Origin of the sequence: Methylocaldum sp. (assembly GCF_035627495.1) — a bacterium.
In the GTDB taxonomy this organism is placed as follows: domain Bacteria; phylum Pseudomonadota; class Gammaproteobacteria; order Methylococcales; family Methylococcaceae; genus Methylocaldum.
Map to the genome: position 1 here is coordinate 1 of NZ_DASPLO010000218.1, position 20,069 is coordinate 20,069.

16 protein-coding genes are annotated in these 20,069 nt (G+C 59.5%); 11 read left to right on the plus strand and 5 right to left on the minus strand.

Annotation, left to right across the window (positions count from 1 at the left end):
* Nucleotides 1-364: 364 nt before the first annotated feature.
* Nucleotides 365-601 (minus strand): hypothetical protein, encoded by a 237-nt coding sequence (locus VEB01_RS21655; protein WP_324879158.1) that lies wholly within the window; start codon nt 599-601, stop codon nt 365-367.
* A 79-nt stretch (nt 602-680) separates the two neighbouring features.
* On the opposite strand from VEB01_RS21655, the gene VEB01_RS21660 reads away from it, so the two are divergent.
* The 6 genes from VEB01_RS21660 (at nt 681) to VEB01_RS21685 (ending at nt 4,972) form a co-directional block, all read left to right on the plus strand.
* Entirely contained in the window at nt 681-1,766 is a 1,086-nt protein-coding gene (locus tag VEB01_RS21660) for an inositol-3-phosphate synthase (RefSeq protein WP_324879160.1), read from the plus strand.
* A gap of 191 nt (nt 1,767-1,957) precedes the next feature.
* Nucleotides 1,958-2,800, plus strand: coding sequence for a TIGR04290 family methyltransferase (locus VEB01_RS21665; protein ID WP_324879162.1), 843 nt, complete (start codon nt 1,958-1,960; stop codon nt 2,798-2,800).
* On the plus strand, nt 2,797-3,687 hold the full coding sequence (locus VEB01_RS21670; protein ID WP_324879164.1) for a glycoside hydrolase 5 family protein: 891 nt from the start codon (nt 2,797-2,799) through the stop codon (nt 3,685-3,687). The genes VEB01_RS21665 and VEB01_RS21670 overlap by 4 nt, the downstream gene beginning before the upstream one ends.
* On the plus strand, nt 3,684-4,295 hold the full coding sequence (locus VEB01_RS21675) for a histidine phosphatase family protein (RefSeq protein WP_324879166.1): 612 nt from the start codon (nt 3,684-3,686) through the stop codon (nt 4,293-4,295). The genes VEB01_RS21670 and VEB01_RS21675 overlap by 4 nt, the downstream gene beginning before the upstream one ends.
* Before the next feature lie 105 nt (nt 4,296-4,400).
* Nucleotides 4,401-4,652 (plus strand): type II toxin-antitoxin system CcdA family antitoxin, encoded by a 252-nt coding sequence (locus tag VEB01_RS21680; protein ID WP_324879167.1) that lies wholly within the window; start codon nt 4,401-4,403, stop codon nt 4,650-4,652.
* Nucleotides 4,652-4,972, plus strand: a complete 321-nt coding sequence (locus tag VEB01_RS21685) for a CcdB family protein (RefSeq protein WP_324879169.1) — start codon at nt 4,652-4,654, stop codon at nt 4,970-4,972. The genes VEB01_RS21680 and VEB01_RS21685 overlap by 1 nt, the downstream gene beginning before the upstream one ends.
* A gap of 99 nt (nt 4,973-5,071) precedes the next feature.
* Here VEB01_RS21685 and VEB01_RS21690 read toward each other — a convergent pair whose 3' ends face one another.
* Nucleotides 5,072-6,886: a hypothetical protein gene (locus VEB01_RS21690; protein ID WP_324879171.1), complete on the minus strand. Its 1,815-nt coding sequence runs from the start codon at nt 6,884-6,886 to the stop codon at nt 5,072-5,074.
* A gap of 259 nt (nt 6,887-7,145) precedes the next feature.
* On the opposite strand from VEB01_RS21690, the gene VEB01_RS21695 reads away from it, so the two are divergent.
* Both VEB01_RS21695 and VEB01_RS21700 read left to right on the plus strand, forming a co-directional pair.
* Nucleotides 7,146-8,219: a polysaccharide pyruvyl transferase family protein gene (locus tag VEB01_RS21695; protein ID WP_324879173.1), complete on the plus strand. Its 1,074-nt coding sequence runs from the start codon at nt 7,146-7,148 to the stop codon at nt 8,217-8,219.
* A gap of 3 nt (nt 8,220-8,222) precedes the next feature.
* The gene (locus tag VEB01_RS21700; protein WP_324879174.1) at nt 8,223-9,638 is read left to right on the plus strand and encodes a Coenzyme F420 hydrogenase/dehydrogenase, beta subunit C-terminal domain; all 1,416 of its coding nucleotides are present in this window, start codon (nt 8,223-8,225) and stop codon (nt 9,636-9,638) included.
* Nucleotides 9,639-9,971: 333 nt separating this feature from the next.
* On the opposite strand, the gene VEB01_RS21705 is transcribed toward VEB01_RS21700, so the two are convergent.
* Entirely contained in the window at nt 9,972-12,140 is a 2,169-nt protein-coding gene (locus VEB01_RS21705) for a RelA/SpoT family protein (RefSeq protein WP_324879176.1), read from the minus strand.
* A gap of 67 nt (nt 12,141-12,207) precedes the next feature.
* Nucleotides 12,208-13,551: a sensor domain-containing diguanylate cyclase gene (locus VEB01_RS21710; RefSeq protein ID WP_324879178.1), complete on the minus strand. Its 1,344-nt coding sequence runs from the start codon at nt 13,549-13,551 to the stop codon at nt 12,208-12,210.
* A 196-nt stretch (nt 13,552-13,747) separates the two neighbouring features.
* Between VEB01_RS21710 and VEB01_RS21715 the strand changes: the two genes are divergently transcribed.
* The 3 genes from VEB01_RS21715 (at nt 13,748) to VEB01_RS21725 (ending at nt 17,545) form a co-directional block, all read left to right on the plus strand.
* Nucleotides 13,748-15,364 carry a CHAD domain-containing protein gene (locus tag VEB01_RS21715; RefSeq protein ID WP_324879180.1) on the plus strand — a complete coding sequence of 539 codons (1,617 nt, stop codon included), beginning with the start codon at nt 13,748-13,750 and terminating at the stop codon, nt 15,362-15,364.
* A gap of 65 nt (nt 15,365-15,429) precedes the next feature.
* Nucleotides 15,430-16,752 (plus strand): NAD(P)/FAD-dependent oxidoreductase, encoded by a 1,323-nt coding sequence (locus VEB01_RS21720; protein ID WP_324879182.1) that lies wholly within the window; start codon nt 15,430-15,432, stop codon nt 16,750-16,752.
* Between the two features lie 91 nt (nt 16,753-16,843).
* Nucleotides 16,844-17,545 (plus strand): hypothetical protein, encoded by a 702-nt coding sequence (locus tag VEB01_RS21725; RefSeq protein WP_324879183.1) that lies wholly within the window; start codon nt 16,844-16,846, stop codon nt 17,543-17,545.
* A 472-nt stretch (nt 17,546-18,017) separates the two neighbouring features.
* On the opposite strand, the gene VEB01_RS21730 is transcribed toward VEB01_RS21725, so the two are convergent.
* Nucleotides 18,018-19,967 carry a sensor histidine kinase gene (locus VEB01_RS21730; protein ID WP_324879185.1) on the minus strand — a complete coding sequence of 650 codons (1,950 nt, stop codon included), beginning with the start codon at nt 19,965-19,967 and terminating at the stop codon, nt 18,018-18,020.
* Nucleotides 19,968-20,069 lie beyond the last annotated feature (102 nt).

Here is a 20,069-nt window from a genome sequence, read left to right on the forward strand (position 1 = left end):
GGCACGGGCGTGATCTCCCAAGGGCGGAAACGGCATCCAGTCGCTCGAACCTGGCGTGCCCGCCAGGTGTGAGTCTTAAGACACGGAGTATCTCCAAAATCTTAAGAACATCACGAAATCGATAATACAAGGGCGGGATAAGCCTGTCCTGAGCCCCGTCGAAGGGGCGCCAGCCGTTCCCGACAAATAGCCGGCTCTTGGAAACGACAGAATTGTAGGGCGGGTTAGCGTACTCGCGTAACCCGCCTTTTCGCGGTCTGCGGCGGGTTAGGCGGATGCCGTAACCCGCCCTACCGTGCTCGGGAAGGGGGTAGGTTCAGAACCCCACGAAACTTCTTGCAAAATTTGATCTCGAAAAATATATTCAAATCTTGATCCATTTTCCTCTGGCGCTCGTGGCAACGATGCCGTCGGTGCGTATATTCCAAGGAGGAAGCCGCGGCCAGTAACCGGATTGTTCGCAGGCCGCCTGAGTCGCTACCACTCCGCCGGTCATGCTCAGAACGTGTTTTAGAAGCGTCGCGAGCGGCCCGAGGGCAAGCCTGTCCTGAGCGTAGTCGAAGGGGCGCCCGGCGCGGAGGACCCGGAGTGTACACGGCATACATGAGGAGGCCTACACCTCCGCAACGCCGCCATCGGGCCGCGCAGTAGCTTCTAGGACACGTTCTCAAGGAGAGAGTATGCATCGCAATAAGGTACGGGTCGCCATCATCGGCGTAGGCAACTGCGCATCCTCACTGGTCCAAGGCGTCGAGTTCTACCGCAAGGCGAAGGACGGTGAATCCGTCCCCGGTCTGATGCACGTCAACCTCGGCGGGTATCATATTTCGGATATCGAGTTTTCCGCCGCCTTCGACATCAACGCTAGCAAGGTCGGCAAAGACCTGTCCGAAGCTATCTTCGCGGAGCCGAACAATACTTATAAGTTCTGCGAAGTTCCCGAGATCGGCGTCGAAGTGCACCGCGGCGTCACGCTCGACGGCCTCGGCAAATATCTCCGCGAGGTGATCGAGGAGTCGCCCGATCCGCCCGCAGATATTGCCCAAGTCCTACGCGACACCGCCACCGATGTCGTCACCTCATATCTTCCCGTCGGCTCTCAAAAGGCCACCGAGTTCTACGCCGAGCAGGCTCTCGACGCCGGCTGCGGCATGGTCAACTGCATTCCCGTATTCATCGCATCGGACCAGCGATGGCGGAAGCGCTTCGAGGAAAAAAACCTTCCGCTCATCGGCGACGACGTCAAATCGCAGGTCGGCGCCACCATCGTTCACCGGGTACTGGCCAATCTTTTCCGCGAACGCGGCGTCCGTCTGGACCGCACCTATCAGCTCAATTTCGGCGGCAACACGGATTTTTTGAACATGCTCGAGCGGGAACGGCTGGAATCCAAGAAGCTCTCCAAGACCCGCGCCGTCACCAGCCAGCTCGATCATGCCCTGTCCGATGCCGAGGCCCATGTCGGGCCCAGCGACTACGTGCCCTGGCTCACCGACCGCAAGTTCTGCTACATCCGGCTGGAAGGCACGACCTTCGGCAACGTACCGCTCCACGGCGAACTCAAGCTGGAAGTGTGGGATTCGCCCAATTCCGCCGGCGTGGTCATCGACGCGGTGCGCTGCGTCAAGCTGGCGCTGGATCGGGGCATCGGCGGGGCGCTGATCGGACCGGCCGCCTGGTTCATGAAATCGCCGCCCGAACAGTTCACCGACGCCGAAGCCCGCACCCGTACGGAAACATTCATCCGTGGCAAGGCGCCTCGCTAACCCGCATTTCTCACACCGCTTCGTCGCGAGGGCGTCGAGACGCCGCTGTGGCGCGCCGCACGGACTGAGCGGCGGCGAAGGCGTAGCCGACACTACGTCGAGTCGGCGAGAGGGAGTACGGTGCGCCACAGTGAGTGGATCGGCGTCCGCAGTAGGAGAGGGGTGAGAAATGCGGGTTAAGGGAGAGCGCCATGGTTGAGACCACTCAACCGGACGGGACTACCGTCTGGACCCGCGATCGCATCGAGCGGCGCGTCCGTGAACTGGGCGAATGGTTCCATAACCTCGACCTCAACGGCGTGCCCACCGCCCCCGGCCATTTCCTCGGCGACTATCCCGCCGCCAAGTGGCGGCAGTTCGCCGATGCCCTTCCCGCCGATTTAGACGGGCAGTCGGTTCTCGACATCGGCTGCAATGCCGGTTTCTACGTCATCGAGATGAAAAAGCGCGGCGCCGGCCGGGTGCTCGGCATCGACTCCGACGAGGCTTATCTGGCCCAGGCCCGCTTCGCGGCGGAGGTCAAGGAGCTCGACATCGAATTCCGCCGGCTGTCCGTCTATGACATCGCCGATCTCGGCGAAACATTCGATTGGGTGATCTTCATGGGGGTGTTCTATCACCTCCGCCATCCCTTGCTGGCGCTGGACCTGATCCACAAACATGTGTCTCGTGACCTGCTGCTGTTCCAATCCATGCAGCGCGGCAGCGGGGAAATCGAGGCAGTGGGATGGGACTATGGTTTCGAGGAACGGGAAATCTTTGACCGGCCCGGTTTCCCAAGGATGCATTTCATCGAGCACCGCTATTCCGGCGATCCCACCAATTGGTGGATTCCCAACCGCGCCTGCACCGAGGCGATGCTGCGCAGCGCCGGTTTCGATGTCCTCGCCCGGCCCGAGGAGGAGGTTTATGTCTGCCGCAGGAGGGAACTGAACACGGAAGACTGGGATCATCGGGCGGTCTACCCCAGCCGCGGCAGAAGGCCGGGCACCAGTGGCGAAGAGATCGATTCCAGCTTGGCGGAGGGAACATGATTGAAGCGGTGATGCTCTGGAACGAACCCAACAACAAATCCCATTGGGATTTCGAGATCGACCAAGACTGGAGCCTCTTCGCCGGCATGGTGAATCTCACCGCCGATGCCCTGCGCGCCGAACATCCTGAGCTTCCCATCGTGCTCGGCGGCATTTCCCCCATCGATCCCCTGTTCATGGAACGGATGAAGGGTTTCGGCGTCATCCGACGGATGGATGCCGTGGCGGTCCACGGCTTCCCGCTGGACTGGAACCACTGGCAGATCCACGACTGGCCCGAGAAGCTCCGGGAAATTCGCAGCGTTGTCGACGACAAGCCTATCTGGATTTCCGAAGTCGGCGTCTCCAGCTTCGGCGCCGAGGAGGTGCAGGAATTCGGGCTCAAGCGAACCGCGGAACTGCTGCTGGGACAGTCGCCCCGCATCCACTGGTACAGCCTCTACGACCTGCCCAAGGCCTGGCCCGCCACGACCCGCCACCGCGAAGCCGAAGGCTCGTCGTACTACCGCCATTTCTACATGGGCCTGCTGCGGGAAGACGGCACGCCCAAGATGGCCCTACGGCACTTCCACGAGTACGCGCCGGAGATGGGGCTGTGCCAGTGGTTTCATTTCGAGGACCACCGGCTCGATGATGCCGTGCGGATCATGAAGGAATTGGGCGTCAGCTATCTCCGCACCGGCCTGAGCTGGGCCGATCATTTTCGTCCCAACGCCCTGGAATGGTTCGACCGGCAGATGCGGGCGCTCGAACCCTTCCGGGTGACCGTGACTTATTGCTTCACCCCCGAGCACCGCGGGATCAACGCCCATCACACCAGCCCGCCGCAATGCGTGGAGGAGTTCGCCGAATTCTGCGTCGAGATGACCCGGCGGTATGCGCGATGACCGTTTTTCTGCTGATCCGCCACGGCGCGCATCTCCTGGGCGGCGACACCATCGCCGGACGGACGCCGGGTGTACGGCTCAGCCCACTGGGCCACGAGCAGGCCTCTCGTATGGCTGACCGGGTCGCAAATCTCCCGGTAAAGGCCCTTTACTCCAGTCCCGCCGACCGCACTCTCGAAACGACCCGCTATCTATCCGAGCGGCTCGATCTGCCAGTTCAAGTCCTCGAAAGCCTCAACGAAATCGACTTCGGCGACTGGATCGGAAGGAAACTCGGCGATCTTCGCCGTATCGAAGCGTTCGGTCGGTGGAATACCTTCCGCAGTGGAATGCGCATTCCCAACGGCGAAGCGATGATCGAAACGCAAACCCGCATCGTCGGCGAGATGCTCCGGCTGCGCGAACAACATCCGAACGACTGCATCGCCCTGGTGAGCCACGGCGACGTGATCAAAGCCGCCGTCGCCTATTTTCTAGGCGTACCTTTGGATCTTTTCATGCGCATCGAGATCGACCTGGCCTCGGTCAGCATCGTCGCCCTCTTCGATCAAGGCCCCTGGGTGCTTTGCGTCAACAATACGGGCAGCGAACTGCCGATGCCCTATTGAACTAACAATTCGTACGCCGGATGTAATGGTATTGAACCGGTTTGAAGCATGTGCCTGCTGGTATAAAGTCGATGATGCGCATAAAATGCGCACAGGAGGTCCGCCATGAAAACCATCACCCACGCCCAGAGCCGTAAACGCCCGGTAAACTTGACTCTCAATGAAGACCTGGTACAACAGGCCAGGCAGTTGACCAACAATCTCTCGGGCATCGTCGAAGCGTTGTTGGCCGAGTTCGTCGAGCGCGAACGTCTACGCCGCCGTGAGCACTCCGAACGAGTGACAACGACGATCGCTCTGTGGAATACCTTCGAAGAGCAACACGGCGCCTTCGCTGACGAGTATTCACCGCTCTAATGCCACAGTTCGATGTTCACCGAAATACTGGTCGGCACCGGGACACGATTCCATTCGTGGTGGTCGTTCAGTCATCGCTGTACGACGATTATCGGCGCCGCGTCGTGGTACCGCTGGTGCGCAAGGAACTGGTTGGATCCATTGTCGATCCAGGCTTCAACCCGACTTTCACCATCGAGGACATCGATGTCGTTCTACACCCGCTGGAGATCGTTTCCATTCCGATCGGGCAGTTGGGTGCTCAAATCGGTTCATTGTCTGACTCTGGCGATCAAATCATTCAGGCCATCGACCAATTGCTAAGCAGAGCGTGGCAGTAAAACGCCTTGCTAACCGGCAGAGGGTCGCGCACCAATTTCCAAGAGTTCTGTGAACTTCCTAACTACCCCGGCTTTGCCGAAGATACTTACTGATACTTTTCACACGTCCTCTCCCTGAGCCAACAACCCAGCCAGTTGCGACTTATAGAAATCCCCGGCGCGCCGGAGCCGCCGCTGCTCTTTCGGATCGCTCGTCCCGGCACAAATCACGCACTGTCCCAAGCGAAACGCCGCATACGCCATGCGGTAGAACGCCAACACCTCGGCAGACGGCAACTCCCCACCCGCCGTGCTAAATGCCCACAGCAAAGGCCGTGCAGTCTCGTCATCGAGCCGCCACTCCACCATCGCTCCCGCCAAGTCCCAGATCAGCGACTGGCGCCCCACCACCGTATGATCAGCCGAATGCCCGGCGCAATCGACCTTGATCAGCCTCCCGTCGATCCGGCGTATCCACTCCTCGGGTGCTAGCCGCCCATCCCCATAGGCGAGATACGGGTGTTCCGGGGTTAACCCTTTCCACCGCAGCGTTTGCTCCGCCATGGTCTCGCCCAGACTCTCGCGGGTATTCCAGTACAGCATCTCGCGCAGCCGATCCAGCGACGTCCTTTGCTCAAGAATCGAAAGCTCGGGATCGGCTGCATCGACGATGTAGCGCCCGATCCGATCGAGAACAGCGGCATCGCACGACTCCAACCGAAGCGGCTTTCCCTCGATCCAGGATCTCGCCACGAATCCGTGGGCGAGATCCACCGGAGCCACGGTCCATCCGCGCCGCGCAAGCCATGCCATCCGATTTCGGCCCGCTTCCGCCCCGCCGGTCAGTCCTTCGAATTTCCACAGCACCGATGAGCCGTCACGCCGCACGACCCGGTACTTGGCCCGCTCGAACGCCGCAAACGCCGCCGGCCAGTCGTCCTCATACGGATAGACGGCATGTCGCCAGTTTCCGCCGCTCAGATCTTCCACCCGGACTACTGAGCCGCTGCGACAAGCCAGTTCGTCCGCCAGTGATCGCCCCTCCCAACTCATCTCGTTCGGCCCGACGACGTAGCGCGGCGTATCGGCCCACCACTGCCGCACGTCTTCGGTTCCGGCGCTTCCGGGTCCGTGATCGTGTCCCGGAAAAAATCCGATTCCGGATCGATCGAGGCCTGCTTCGACCAGAGCTTGAGCCGCAGCCGCCATCGACGATCCGGATTGTCCGGGGCCTTCATCGACTACCAGTCCGAAAGCCGCTCCCTGCACGTTCTCACGCAGAATTTCCACGCGCCGGGTATACGGGTGCCCTGTCGGCCTGACCGTCAGCCGCCGCACGTTCCACCCAGCTTTGGCCAGCACCCGCGCCACGACCGCCGAGAGGCTGGTGCCGATGCTGCGGACGCCGACCACCGCCGCCCGCCGTGAACCGGAATCCGCATGATCGCGAACCCACCGGCTCGCGGCTTCGGCATATTGCTCCGGGTAGAGGGCGTAGAACGCAAATCCCTCGGGCACTTTGACGCGCACCGTCAGTTCGGGCGGCAACTCGATCTGCGCGAGCGCTTTTCGAAGCGGTCCAAGATTGGAATTGTCGAGAAATGCATCGGCGGCGAGATCGGTGACGTTCATGACGCGCCGTACGAGCGTATCGTTTTCCAGCCGATCGGCCAGGGCTTGCTCCAGTTGTCCGGCTTCGATCAGCAGCCTCCGGCGGGCATCAGGTCCTTCTTCGGCCGCGTACGATGTTGTCGAATCAAACGTGTAGGCCGGAATAAGCCCTTCGGCTGGGCTCAGGACAGGCTTATCCCGGCCTACCCAGGTCGACAACTCTAAATTTACGGCATTGCCGTTCGCGTACTCGGCCCACTGCCGAATCCGATCGAGCAACACACCGGCCGACTCCTCGAAGCTTGGATCACCATAGACGATCATATTTTCTTGGACTGCGCCGCACATCGCTTTTCACACGCCATCTAATCGTTAAAGACGGGATATTTGAATCTGAAAACGGCCGTTGAGACTTCCCAAACCCGCTCGCCCTGAGTCTGTCGAAGCCTGTCGTGAGCTTGCCGAACGGGGTGAGCGGGTTTGGGAAGCTTCACCCAATGGGCATGCATAGGCCGTTCATGCTTCGACAAACTCAGCACGAACGGCGTGTGCCTCGACTGCCCCGTTTTTAAGTTGAAACGCAATGGAAAATCCTCAGCCAAGGACGGGAATCCTGACCTTTCACCGCTGCGTCAATTACGGCAGCTATTGGCAGGTACGTTGCCTCGTGGAGGGGCTGCGCTCGCGCGGGCACGACGCCGTTATCGTCGATCACGATTCCTGGCGGATTAACCTCGCCGAATGGAAATGCGCACTCCGGCCGGTTCTGCCCACTCCCGTCCCGAGCAAGGATTACCTCCTTTATGGTTTGAAACTGATCAAGTTCGCCCGTGCCGTTTCTTCGCTGCCGCGCTCGCCGCGTTTCGCACTTGAGCGCGCGGCCGACATGGAGAGCTTCGATCGGGTGGTCGTCGGCAGCGACGAGGTATGGAATTTGATACATCCCTGGTATGGCGGGTGCTCGCTGTTCTTCGGCGCTAGCGTCCGGGCACGGCGGCTGGTCTCCTATGCCGCCAGTTTCGGAAATTACGACGCCTCGAACGGGCTTGAACCGGTTTGGGCGGACCAACTGCGGCGGTTTGAAGCCATTTCCGTTCGCGATGAGAACTCCCGGAGCATTATCAAAAACGCGTTGGGCTTCGAGCCGGAACTGGTTCTCGATCCCTGCCTTCAATTCATGCCCGAGCCCGAGGGCCCCTGGCGCGGACCGCATCGGCCCTTCGTGGCCGTCTATGGACACAACTTTTCCGAGACGTTCGGTCGGGAGGTTCGGCGCTGGGCCCGATCGCGCGGCTATCCGCTGATCAGCCTAGGCTACCGGAACGACTGGGCCGATTCCCAATGGATCACGGCCGGCCCGCGCCGCTTCGCCCACGGCATCGCCCAGGCAAAAGCGGTGGCGACCAACTTCTTCCACGGCTGCGTCTTTGCCCTACGGTACGCCAAACCTTTCGTCTGCGAGAGCTCCCCCTATCGATACACCAAGGTCCAAAACCTCATGGAAACGGTCGGTGGGGAAAAACATCTGGTCGTCAAAGATACGCCGGCGCTCGTCTATGACGCCCGCCTGAGCGAACCCTTGGATCCCGATATGCTTGATCGGATCGATCGGCTCCGTCGAGCGTCGGGCGACTATCTCGATCACGCGCTGGGCTGACCGATGCCGCCCCCTATCGATAAACAGATCTTCAGTCCGCGGGACATCGTGCGCTCGGGGCTGTGCATCGGTTGCGGCGGTTGCGTGGCGTCGCCGCTTGTTGCGGCGCAGGAGGCTCATTCGACCGCACTGCGGATGGAGCTGGACCGTTACGGGCAATATAAGCCGAGAGGTTCCCCCGAATGGCTGCGCCGCAGATCCTCGGAGTTTGCGCGAATCTGCCCTTTTTCGCCTTCCGCCCGGAACGAAGACGAGCTGGCCGCGGATCGTTTTCCCGATGCCGGCCAGACCGATTCGGCATTGGGCCGTTTTCGAGCCGCCTACGTGGGCTACGTGGCGGAAAAGGATTTCCGCGACCGGGGAAGCTCCGGCGGCATGGTCAGTTGGGTGTTGGCTGAGCTGCTGCGTACCGGGCGGGTCGATGGTGTAACCCACGTCGTCGCGGCCACGGACCCGCAGAGCGAGGGCCGATTCTTCCGGTATCGGATCTCGCGCAACGAGGATGAAATCCTGGCCGGCGCGAAATCCCGCTATTACCCGGTGGAGTTATCGGATGTGCTTGGAGCCATCCGCTCGGTTCCCGGCCGCTATGCCGTGGTCGGGGTTCCCTGCTTCATCAAGGCCGTGCAGCTCCTTCGCCGCGAGGACCCGGTGCTTCGCGAACGCATTCGGTTCACCCTGGGCCTCTTCTGTGGGCATATGAAGAGCGCGCGTTTCGTAGAAAGCTTCGCCTGGCAGATGGGTGTTTCGGTGGCTGACATTCAAGAGGTAGAGTTTCGCCGCAAGGACCCCAGTCGTCCGGCGAGTTGGTACACCGCGGAACTTTCACTTCGGGACGGCCGCACGCTGAAAAAGGATTGGTGGAATCTGGCGGACGGAGATTGGGGTGCGGGTTTTTTTCAGAATTCGGCCTGCAACGTCTGCGACGACGTGGTCGCGGAAACGGCCGATATCGCCTTTGGCGATGCCTGGGTAGAGCCCTATTCGTCCGATGGGCACGGCACGAATGTGGTAATTGTCCGCTCCCCGGAAATGGAACAGCTTGTCACGACCGGGATTCATGAAGGCCGCTTGCAACTAGCTCCGGTCGACAGCCGGTTCGTCGAACAAACGCAAGCTGCGGGTTTTCGGCAGCGCCGGGAGGGTCTCGCCTATCGACTGAGTTGGCGGCGTCCCGGCGTGAAGCCGAGAAAGCGCGTGCGGCCGGATTCCCGAGGCCTATCCACCCGAAGAAAACTGATTTACCGGTTTCGCAGCCTGATCACGGCCTGGAGCCATCGGGTATTCCGGTTCGCCCGTTTGATCCGCCGGCCGGGGCTCTATATCCGCTGGGCGCGTCTGGCGTTGGCGATCTATCACGGTTTGGCCTATTCCCGGGGCTGGCTTGGCGCAATGATCGATCGATGGGGGCAACACTAAGGAGACTACGTATAGAGCATTTCGGTCTTCTGTTTTTTTTCCCGTTATGGCGCGCCCGAGCATCGCCGCCTGGAACCGGAATGGCCCGGAGGGGCGCGGCAGGAGGCCGCGCGGCGACAAAGGCACAACGGGACGTGCCTTTTGTCGCCCCCGGCTCCAGGCGGCGACGCGCAGGATCAGCGCGCCATCCGGGTGCCCTTTCTTTGGGTTACTTTTCTTTGGGCAAGCAAAGAAAAGTAACTCGCCAGCGGGGCGAGACCCGCTCCAAAGCAGTCGCCGCGATCAGCGGCACCTTTTACCAAAGCGACTAATGCGAAAAGAAATCACAACCCCTCACCCGTGCTGCCAGCGCTTGGCGCTAAACACGTTGTGCACCTGACCGATCTTGTCCAATACCGAACTGAGCTGCCCCAGGTCGGAAACTTCCGCCGTGATCCGCATGATTACGGATTGGTCGTCGCCGTTGGTTTCGCTGTGCGTGCGCACGATGTTGATATGCTCGTGCGCCAGAATGTGGGTGATGTCCTTGAGCAAACCCTTTCGATCCAGGGCCTTGACCTCGAGCTCCACCGGGAACGCTTCCGACTCCGTGCCCCAGGCCACGTCGATCAAACGGCTTTGCTTGCGGGGCGGCAACTGTATGATGTTGTCGCAATCCTGGCGATGGATGGCGACGCCCTTGCCCACCGTCACATAGCCGATGATCCGGTCGCCGGGCTTAGGTTCGCAGCAATGAGCGAAATAAGTCAGGAGGTTGCGGATGCCCTGAATAGTCACCTCTTCCGATGCCGTGCCCATATGCGGCAAAGGCTTTTTTGCCGGATGAGCCGCCGGAACCTTCGGTTGCCATTCCGGAAGCCTCAAGGCGTTGGCCAATTGGGCCGGGGCGATATCGGCGCGGCCGACCGCCAACAGCAGATCATCCCCGCGCGGCAGGTGGAAATGCCGTGCCAGGTCGTCCAAGTCCACGTCCTTGATGCCCAGCTTCTGCCGCTCCCGGTCCAGAATGGATTTCCCGGCGCGAAGATGCTTTTCGTGATCCTGCTGTTTGAACCATTGGCGGATCTTACTGCGCGCATGCGCCGTCTTGACATAGCCCAAATGGGGATCGAGCCACCCCAGGCTGGGGCCGCCGTGCTTGGCGGTGAGAATCTCGACCTTTTCTCCGGACCTGAGCGAATAGGTCAAAGGCACGATACGGCCGTTGACCTTCGCCCCGCGGCAGCGATGCCCGACCTCGGTGTGAATTTGATAGGCGAAGTCCAGCGGCGTCGCCCCTTTGCTCAGCCGGACCACCTGTCCTTTCGGCGTCAACACGAAGATTTGATCCTCGAACAATTCGGCACGGAAATCCTCCAGCATCGCCTGATCGTCGTCCTTGCTTTCCAGCAGGCGGCGCAGGGCATTGATGCTGCGGTCCAGAACGGCGTCCTGCTTGCCGCCTTCCTTGTAACGCCAGTGGGCGGCCACACCGTATTCGGCGAAATCGTGCATGGCCTGGGTGCGAATCTGGACTTCGACCGGCCGGCCTTCGGGCCCGATCACCACTGTGTGCAGCGATTGGTATCCGTTTTCTTTGGCATTGGCGATATAGTCGTCGAACTCCTTGGGGACGTGCAGCCAGCGGCCGTGCACCAGACCGAGCACCGCATAGCAGGTGGGAATGTCGTCGACGATGACGCGCACGGCATGCAGGTCGTACAACTCCTCCAGATCCAGCTGCTTGCGCTGCGTCTTCCGGTAGATGCTGTAGATGTGCTTGGGCCGGCCGTAAACCTTGGCATGGATGTGATTCGCATCCAATTCCTGCCGCAGTATCTCGATGAATTGATTAACAAAAGCTTCACGGCTAGCCCTGTTCGTGGCCAATTCGCTCGCGAGGCTGCGGTATTTGTCGGGATTGAGATAGCGAAACGCGAGATCCTCCAACTCCCACTTGAGCTGCCCCACGCCCAGCCGATTCGCCAGGGGGGCGAACACGTCCAGGGTTTCCATGGCGATCTTCTCGCGCAATTCGCCGTCCTGGCCCTTGAACAGCCGCAAGCGTTGCAGGCGATAGGCGAGCTTGACCAGCACCGCGCGTACGTCATTGACTACCGACAGGAGCATGCGGCGCAAGAGTTCCGCCTGGGCAGGCTCCTTGATTTCGGTCGGACGGTATTCGTCGAAGGTGTTGAGCCAATTGACCTTCTGCACCAAATCGGCGACGACCTCCCCGAATCGGGCCTTGATTTCGGCTTCCTTGAGGTTATCGCGGAGATAAGGATCGCTCAGCAGCGCGACTTGCAGCGTGAGCGCATCGGCCTTGATCCCGTGGAGAATATCGGCGACATCGATGCCGCGCGGCCTGACCACCGGGTCCTGATCCCGCGCCCTAACGGCAAGGCTCAGGGCCTCGACGATTTTGTCGCGCTCGCTGGCCGTGGAGCCGGCCGTGAGCCGCGACTCCAGGTCATCCGTGGCGTGGGAAGAAATGTCCGTGTGATAGAGAGAATGCTTCATGACAGTTCGAAATAATCGCGCAGAGTTGAGCAAGACAAGCAAACGGCGCACCATCGCCGCACAGGGCTCAGCCCCAGACCATCACTCGATTGCGTCCCGCGCGTTTGGCCATATACATCGCGCTGTCGGCCTGGAACAGAAGATCCTCGCCGGTCGCGCCGTGACGAGGATATTCCGCGATCCCCATCGAGAGCGTGCCGGTTAATACTTGGTCTTCATATTCGATGCGTAATTCCTGAAACGCCAAACGCCACGATTCGGCGCGCTGAGCTGCCGTCGTCAACGGCGCGCCGGGAAGAATCGCCACGAATTCCTCGCCGCCGAAGCGGCAGACGATGTCCTCGCTGCGCAGATGGCGCAGCAGCAACGCGGCCAACTCCTTCAGCACCAGGTCGCCCGCCGGATGGCCATAGGTGTCGTTGAGTTGCTTGAAATGATCGATGTCGATCATCACCAGGCTAAGGGGCTGATCTTCCCGGGCCGAGCGGGATAACTCGCGTCTCAGGGTCTCTTCCATGTACCGCCGGTTGAACAGCGCCGTGAGCGGATCGCGTACGGCCAGATCCCTCAGCTTTTCCTGCAATACCCGGTTTTCGGCCAATTGCGCTTCGAGGCGCTCGTTGCTGGCCTGCAATTTGTCCTCCGCCAGCTTGCGGTCGGTGATATCGATCAGAAAAGCCAGGATGACGGAGACGGCGCCTTCCCCATCGCGCAGGATGCTCACGGACAAGTCGCCCCAGAAAAGGCTCCCGTCCTTTCGAACTAAACGCCTCCCCACCCGGTATTGATCGACTTCGCTCATCAAAAGCGCGTCGATTCGTCCGCACGATCCGGAACAGTCTTCCACGGGTGTGAGATTACTTGGAGATAACGCGCCCATTTCTTCGGCGGAGTACCCGAACATGTCCAGCCAACGCCGATTCACTTCGATAAACCGCAAATCCTTGTCCAACAGGGCGATGCCGACGGCGGCCTGGTCGAATACCCCCCGCCATAAAGCGATGTTGGAGCGGAACTCGGCTTCCCTTGGATTAGGAATACATTTGACCGTATCGATCATAGACAACACGGCAACACGCTCTCCGTCCATCTCGGCCGCGCTTGCCTCGATCGAATGCCAATGATGTGCATTCGACACACTCTTGAGAAAGGCTTCCGAACGAATCGCCTTTTCGTCGAACTGCAGGGATTCAAGCAACCGCAGTAGAGCGTTCGGATCGTCGAACAACACCGACGCATCAACCCCGGGTTTGGCGACATCGCCGAAAAGCTCGCGAGCCGAGCGATTGAGAAAGACCAGCCCCTTGTCGGCCAATCGGAGGACAAGAAGGGGGATAGGAATTTGATCTTTCCAATCGGGAATGGGATTCGGCGACTCGGAATTCAACGCGGGATCCTGTGGGGCACACATCTGATTAACGTCCCTTAGACAAGCCGACTAGTGTCTAGTTTTTAACCAACCATCAGCCGATTTTTAACCGCATATTAGCAAGGGCTAAGATGAACATCCACCGATGCCCATAGCGCAGGTTAAAGACACCGGCCGCCCGACTGTGGCAGAATCCGCCGGGAATCCGCAGCGGCCCAACATCTCATAACAACATGCCATGAGCGCGATCCATCCCGTCGAACTGATTGTTCCGTCCCATCGGAACCCCGCCGAGCTGATCAACACATTGGAACGGATACTCAACGTACGCTCAGCCGCTCAATATCCCATTGTTCGAACCTACTACGACAGCTTCGATTGGCGGCTTTATCGCTCCGGATTTTACTTCGCCGTCGACGACGCCGAAAACCGGCTAAGCGCGGTTTACGGAACTCTCGATAGCGCAGGGCATTACGATCCGGATGCCTTGGACAAGCCGCCCCGGTTCGCCCGGGATCTCCCCAACGAAAAATGGCGAAATCGGCTCGAAGACGCGCTGGGAGTCCGCGCCCTGCTGCCCCAAGTGCAGCTCCACGGGACACGGAACGCCTATTGGCTGGACGACCACTCGGGACACGGCATGTTTAAGCTGACGCTCGACGCCTATCGAGTCGACACGGCGCGCGGTCCGCTGCCGCTTGAGAACCGTTTGCGCACGGAATCGGCGAACCTACCGCGCAAAAATTATCGCCACATCCTGGATCGGGTTATTAACGAATTCGGGCTCGAACCGGCAATCGAACCGCTGCTCACCGAAGCGCTTATAGCAGCGGGCAAAACGCCGGCGGACCCATCGGCCTTGCCCCAAAGGCCCCTCGATCCGAACCTAAGAGCCGACACGGCGGTAAAACTCGTACTGCGGAATTTGCTCGACGTGATGCTGATCAATGAAAACGGCGTCAAAGACGATCTCGACGCCGAATTCCTTCACGATTTCCGCGTAGCCGTGCGCCGCACCCGGGCCGTTCTCAGCCAAACCAAAGGCGCTTTTCTGGAACGCCCCACCGCGAAGTACTCCCGAGAGTTCGCCGCACTCGGACAAGTCACCGGTGAACCGCGGGACCTGGATGTTCAGCTTCTCGGATTCGAAAGCTATAAAGCCGGACTCCCTGGCCCTATGCAAGCCGATTTAGCCCCGCTTCAAGCGTTTTTGATCGAAAAAGCGGCGAAAGCTCACGAGCAACTGAACAAGCATCTTCAGTCGGCTGCCCATCATCGGTTGATTCGGGACTGGCGAATTTTTCTCGAAAAACCGGCGCCGCGTAAGCCGCGCTCACCCCAAGCCTTGCTGCCCATCGGCGAACTCGTCGACCGGCGCATTTGGAAACTCTACCGCCGAATCATCGCGCAAGGTAAAGCGGTCAAATCCGATACCCCGGTGGAACCGATCCACGACTTACGCAAAACCGGCAAGAAACTGCGTTATGTGATGGAGCTTTTCCAGGGACTGTATTCGCCGGAACAAATGAAACAGACCCTTAAAATGCTGAAACGGTTACAAGACAACTTGGGCCAGTTCCAGGATGCGCACGTCCAAATCGAGAATTCGAGGCGCTATGCGTTCGACTTGCGGAAGGCCGGAGCGCCAACCGAAACCTTGCTGGCGATAGGTGCGCTCATCGAACGCCTATACCGGCGGCAGAAGACCGTGCGCAACGAGTTCGCCGATTGCTTCGGCGAGTTCGCGCAGGAGTCCCATCAGCGGCGGTTCCGTCAGCTGTTTGCACCGAGCAGGACCCGTGAAAAAGAACAGCGCGCGAGCGACGAACCGATACGCCCGGCCTCGGCCGCTTGAGCCGGAAAGAACAAATCATAAAGGCATTACCGATACTCAGTAACTCACAACAAGAGGGGGAAAATATGAGCGAATCCAAAACAAATCAAAACTGGCCCAAGATCGTGGTCGTCGGTGGCGGCGCCGGCGGTCTGGAACTGGTCACGCAGCTCGGCAAGCGCCTTGGCCGAACGAAGGCCGAGATTACGCTGATCGATTGCAGCCGTACCCACATCTGGAAGCCTCTGCTGCACGAAGTGGCTGCCGGCACCCTGGATTCCCACGACGACGAGCTGGATTATCTCGCCCAGGCGAGCAACAACCGTTTCCGTTACGTATTGGGTCGCATGGACGGCCTGGACCGCGCGAACAAGCTCGTGCATCTCGCCCCGATGCTCAATGAAAAAGGCGAGAAAATCATGCCCGGCCGCACCCACCCCTACGATGTTCTGGTCATCGCGGTGGGCAGCATCTGCAACGATTTCGACATCGCCGGCGTGGCCGAGCATTGCCTGTTCCTGGATACCACCGATCAGGCGGAACAATTCCAGAACCGGTTGCTGGAAGCGTATTTTCATGCCCACGCCACCGGCGGCGTCAAGGAAACCGGCCAGTTGGACGTCGCCATCGTCGGCGGCGGCGCCACGGGCATCGAGTTGTCCGCCCAGCTTCACCAGGCTACGCGGCTATTGAGCGCCTACGGGCTCGATAACGTGAAACCGTCCGACATTCAGATCCACATCATCGAAGCCGCCGACCGATTGCTCCCGGAACTGCCCGAGCGCCTCTCCAAATCCACGCTCAAGCAACTGGAAAAACTCGGCGTTCAGGTCCATCTCGGCGAGCGCGTGGTGGAAGTCACCAAGGACGGCATGAAGACCCAAAGCGGCCACTTCATTCCCGCGGCAATGAAAGTCTGGGCGGCCGGCGTCAAAGCGCCCGATTTCCTCAAGAACATAGCCGATCTCGAAACCAACCGAATCAACCAGGTCGTGGTGCGCCCCACCCTGCAAACCACCGTCGACGACGACATCTACGCCATCGGCGACTGCGCCGCCTGCCCCTGGCCGGAAAAGAACTCCACCGTCCCGCCCCGCGCCCAATCCGCCCATCAGCAAGCCACCCTCGTCCTGAAGAACATCCGGCGAAAACTGGACGGCAAGTCCGCGCTCACCTACCGCTACAAGGACTACGGCTCGCTGGTGTCGCTCGGCAAATACAGCACCGTCGGGAATCTCATGGGCAACCTCATGGGTACCGTAATGATCGAAGGCCTGATCGCCCGGCTGGTTTACCTATCGCTCTACAAGATGCACCAACTGGCGCTATTCGGACCGATCCGGGTCAGCATGCTGATGGTCTCGGGATTCTTCCGGCGGAGATTGAGGCCGAAGATCAAGTTGCATTAAGCCTCGTCTGTAGGATGTAGCGAGCGATGCGGCTCGTGCATCACCGATGCTACAAGCTTTTTGAGATGTTGATTGTAGTTAGAGCTTGGTTATGACGGATAAATGGCTTCATCTTTGCGAACTGAGTGGGGATCCTTGGGTTCTCCCCATTTGGGCGTCTGTTCATCGTGCGATGGCAGCTGGACGGACCACAGCCATCACACCGGAGCTTAGTGAGATGGGCGTACACATCTCCACTCGCCTCACATTGCTCCCTCGTGTAGTTGATCGTCTCACCAAAGATGTGTCGGCTCTCTATTGCACTGCAAAAGCCTATGAGCCAGAGCATGTTTTTACGAGAACAAAGAGCGGAACGGCTCTTCCGGTTGACAATGACATCAAGTACCACGTCATAGCCGATGTCGATTCGTTCCTGTTCGAAGTAAATGCTTGCGCGGAATTGATGCAAAAGTTCTTTCAGCTCCTATACGCGCATGCGGGTAAACCTATCACTGACAAAGAAGACGTCGCCAAGGCAGTCATTGCGGTTCTCAAAAAAGACGGAGTGCCAAAAGCTTGGTTCAAAAAGCTCAAACAAGCTCGGAACTTCGCGGCTCATAATGGCACGCCTTATGTCGCCATAGACATTTCTGAGTATGGAAAATGGGAGGCTCTGTTCTTGAAGGAGAACATTGTTCTACTTGATGACAAAAGAAAGTTCTTCAAAGTCTCGGATCTTCAGGACATTTCGCATGGATTTTCCAGTGCAAAGACCGCCTTGCAAAAACACCTCGTAGAGCTATTTCAGCTATGAAGAAACGCAGAGCGTTCTCCAGCGAGGCGTAGCGAGGGCCGTCGCCACTCGTCCTCAGTCCCGTTAGGGCGCCCCCGAGCATCGGAGTCCGGCACCGGAATTGCCCAATGGGGCGCGGCAGGAAGCCGCGCGGCGACCGAGGTACAGGGACGTGCCTTCGGTCGCCCCCGGTGCCGGGCGAGACGCGCAGGATTAGGGCGCTCTACGGGTGTCCTTTCTTTTGGTTCCTTTTCTTTGGACAAGCAAAGAAAAGGAACCCGCGTGCGGGGCGGCTCCCCGCTCCAAAAAGAATCGCCGCGATCAGCGGCACCATGGGTCGCGCGTCCGGATACTTCACCACCGCTATGCCGAAACGAAACATACTCTATCGGCAACACGGGATATATCCGGAGAATTGGGGCGGCGAGAGCGTCGCGAGCGGCAATACGTTCGGGGAGTAACTCGAACGATGCGGTTCGTTCCTCATCGCATCCTACAAACCAGGAACTACGCACACTTGTTCGCAGAGCGGCAACCGGATTACAAATTCGCTGCCTTTGCCGAGTCCTTCGCTTTTCACTTCGACGTGCCCTCCGTGCATCTCGACGATTTTGTGGACGATCATCAAACCCAATCCGAGGCCGCCTTGCGTGCGGTCGAGAGTCCGAGCGGCTTGAGTGAAAGCATCGAAGAGATGGGGCAATAACGAGCTTGAGATCCCTTCTCCCGTATCGCGAACGGAAATGACCGCCTCCCCATTCGCAAGGACGACGGTCAGCCAAATGCAGCCGCCTTCCGGCGTGTACTTGGCGGCATTATCGAGGAGATTCGAAATGGTCTGAACCAAGCGCACGTGGTCCCCTTCGAGGTACACCGGCTCTTCCGGCACCGCAACCGAAAGCACGTGACGTCTGGACTCAATCAGCGGCTGGCTGGTTTCGACAGCCTGGTTGATTACCGTCACGAGATCGACCAAGGTTATTTGAAGCGTGAGCTTGCCTTGGACGATCCGCGAGACATCCAATAGATCGTTCACCAACCGCACCAGGTGATCGACTTGCCGGTCCACCACGTCGCGCGCCCATCGGAGCTTGGGATCGAGGGTATCCAGCTTGCGCATGACATGAACCGCATTCCGGATCGGCGCCAGCGGATTCCGGAGCTCATGACCGAGCATGGCGATGAATTCGTTCTTTTGCCGGTCGGCCTCGCGAAGCGCTTCCTCCGCTTGTTTACGGTCGGTAATGTCCATCAGCACTCCGATCATGCGCACCGCGGTTCCGTGGGTGTCATAGTGGAAATTGCCGATCGCCGAGACCCACCGGACGGAACCATCGGGCCAAACAACACGATGATCGAGAACATAACGGGTGTGATGTTCCCGTGCCTCGGCTACGGTGGCTTCGACGCGCGGCAAGTCCTCGGGATGCACCCGGTCCGAAAAAGTCTGATAGTCCACGAGAGTAAGCTGTGGCGGGTAGCCAAAGATCATAGCGTGGCGAGGGTTCCACACGATTTGCTGGCTGATGGGATCCCAGTCCCAGGTACCCAGCCTGGCGGCATCGATCGCCAATCGGTATCGCTCCTCGCTCTCCCGCAGCGCTTGTTCCTTCTTGACGCTTTCGCTGATGTCCATGATCGCCACCGCACTGCCCACGATGCGGCCGGCAGCGTCGAAAATGGGGGCCGCGCTGTTGTGGACGAAGGCCCGGGCACCGTCAAAGCGCTGGATTTCCATCAACTGCCCGACAACCGGTTCGCCCTTCCGCAAGGCTTGCGCCCCGGCCCAATCCTCCGGCTGAACCGGCTGGCCGGTGTCGCCCCACCACGCTTGATAGACGGCGTAATCGCTGATGGACCGTACGGCCGGACACGAGCCGCCCCATACTTGGTCGTAGGCCCGGTTAGCCCCGATTCTGCCGCCTCGGGAATCCAAGATAGCCACGCCCACGGGCAGAGTTTCCATGACGGCTTCGAGCCGGTTCCGCTCGTTCACGACCTCGTCGTGCGCCGCGCTTAGCGCCTGCTCGGCCCGCTGGCGCTCGACGATTTCCTGCTCGAGTCGTTCCTTTTGCGTAAGCACCTCCATCAGCGCCTGCCTTTCCTCCTTGCGGAGCAGCGAGATCATCAGGCTAAGCACCCCGCCCACGCTCAAAAGCAGCAGCACGCGCAGCCACTCTCTTTGTTCCGCGATCTGCCATGAGTAGAAGGGTTCGATTAAATAGTAGACGCTCGATAATGTGCTCAATACGGTGGCAAAAAAACCCGCTTTAAAGCTGCCGTACCAAGCCGCGAGCGCCACCCCGACCAGAAAGAGAAGCAGGGGAGGAGATCCCATGAAAAGCGGCAGCAGGAAATGCTGAACGATCAATATGGTTCCTGTCGCCAGTACCGCTACAACGTAGCCGTTGCTCAAAACTCGCTTAATGGAAAGTGTGTGCAAAGAGGTAACCTTTGTTAATCACTATCTCTTCGGATGAAACCGAGGTCGTAAAATCTGCTGTTGCGAAAAACACAATACCCTAGAGAACAGCTATGACAAAAT

Excerpts from the sequence above, each read along its gene's own strand:
- VEB01_RS21655 (WP_324879158.1), bottom strand. The coding sequence starts at position 601 with ATGCCGTGTACACTCCGGGTCCTCCGCGCCGGGCGCCCCTTCGACTAC.
- VEB01_RS21660 (WP_324879160.1), top strand. The coding sequence starts at position 681 with ATGCATCGCAATAAGGTACGGGTCGCCATCATCGGCGTAGGCAACTGC.
- VEB01_RS21665 (WP_324879162.1), top strand. The coding sequence starts at position 1,958 with ATGGTTGAGACCACTCAACCGGACGGGACTACCGTCTGGACCCGCGAT.
- VEB01_RS21670 (WP_324879164.1), top strand. The coding sequence starts at position 2,797 with ATGATTGAAGCGGTGATGCTCTGGAACGAACCCAACAACAAATCCCAT.
- VEB01_RS21675 (WP_324879166.1), top strand. The coding sequence starts at position 3,684 with ATGACCGTTTTTCTGCTGATCCGCCACGGCGCGCATCTCCTGGGCGGC.
- VEB01_RS21680 (WP_324879167.1), top strand. The coding sequence starts at position 4,401 with ATGAAAACCATCACCCACGCCCAGAGCCGTAAACGCCCGGTAAACTTG.
- VEB01_RS21685 (WP_324879169.1), top strand. The coding sequence starts at position 4,652 with ATGCCACAGTTCGATGTTCACCGAAATACTGGTCGGCACCGGGACACG.
- VEB01_RS21690 (WP_324879171.1), bottom strand. The coding sequence starts at position 6,886 with ATGATCGTCTATGGTGATCCAAGCTTCGAGGAGTCGGCCGGTGTGTTG.
- VEB01_RS21695 (WP_324879173.1), top strand. The coding sequence starts at position 7,146 with ATGGAAAATCCTCAGCCAAGGACGGGAATCCTGACCTTTCACCGCTGC.
- VEB01_RS21700 (WP_324879174.1), top strand. The coding sequence starts at position 8,223 with ATGCCGCCCCCTATCGATAAACAGATCTTCAGTCCGCGGGACATCGTG.
- VEB01_RS21705 (WP_324879176.1), bottom strand. The coding sequence starts at position 12,140 with ATGAAGCATTCTCTCTATCACACGGACATTTCTTCCCACGCCACGGAT.
- VEB01_RS21710 (WP_324879178.1), bottom strand. The coding sequence starts at position 13,551 with ATGTGTGCCCCACAGGATCCCGCGTTGAATTCCGAGTCGCCGAATCCC.
- VEB01_RS21715 (WP_324879180.1), top strand. The coding sequence starts at position 13,748 with ATGAGCGCGATCCATCCCGTCGAACTGATTGTTCCGTCCCATCGGAAC.
- VEB01_RS21720 (WP_324879182.1), top strand. The coding sequence starts at position 15,430 with ATGAGCGAATCCAAAACAAATCAAAACTGGCCCAAGATCGTGGTCGTC.
- VEB01_RS21725 (WP_324879183.1), top strand. The coding sequence starts at position 16,844 with ATGACGGATAAATGGCTTCATCTTTGCGAACTGAGTGGGGATCCTTGG.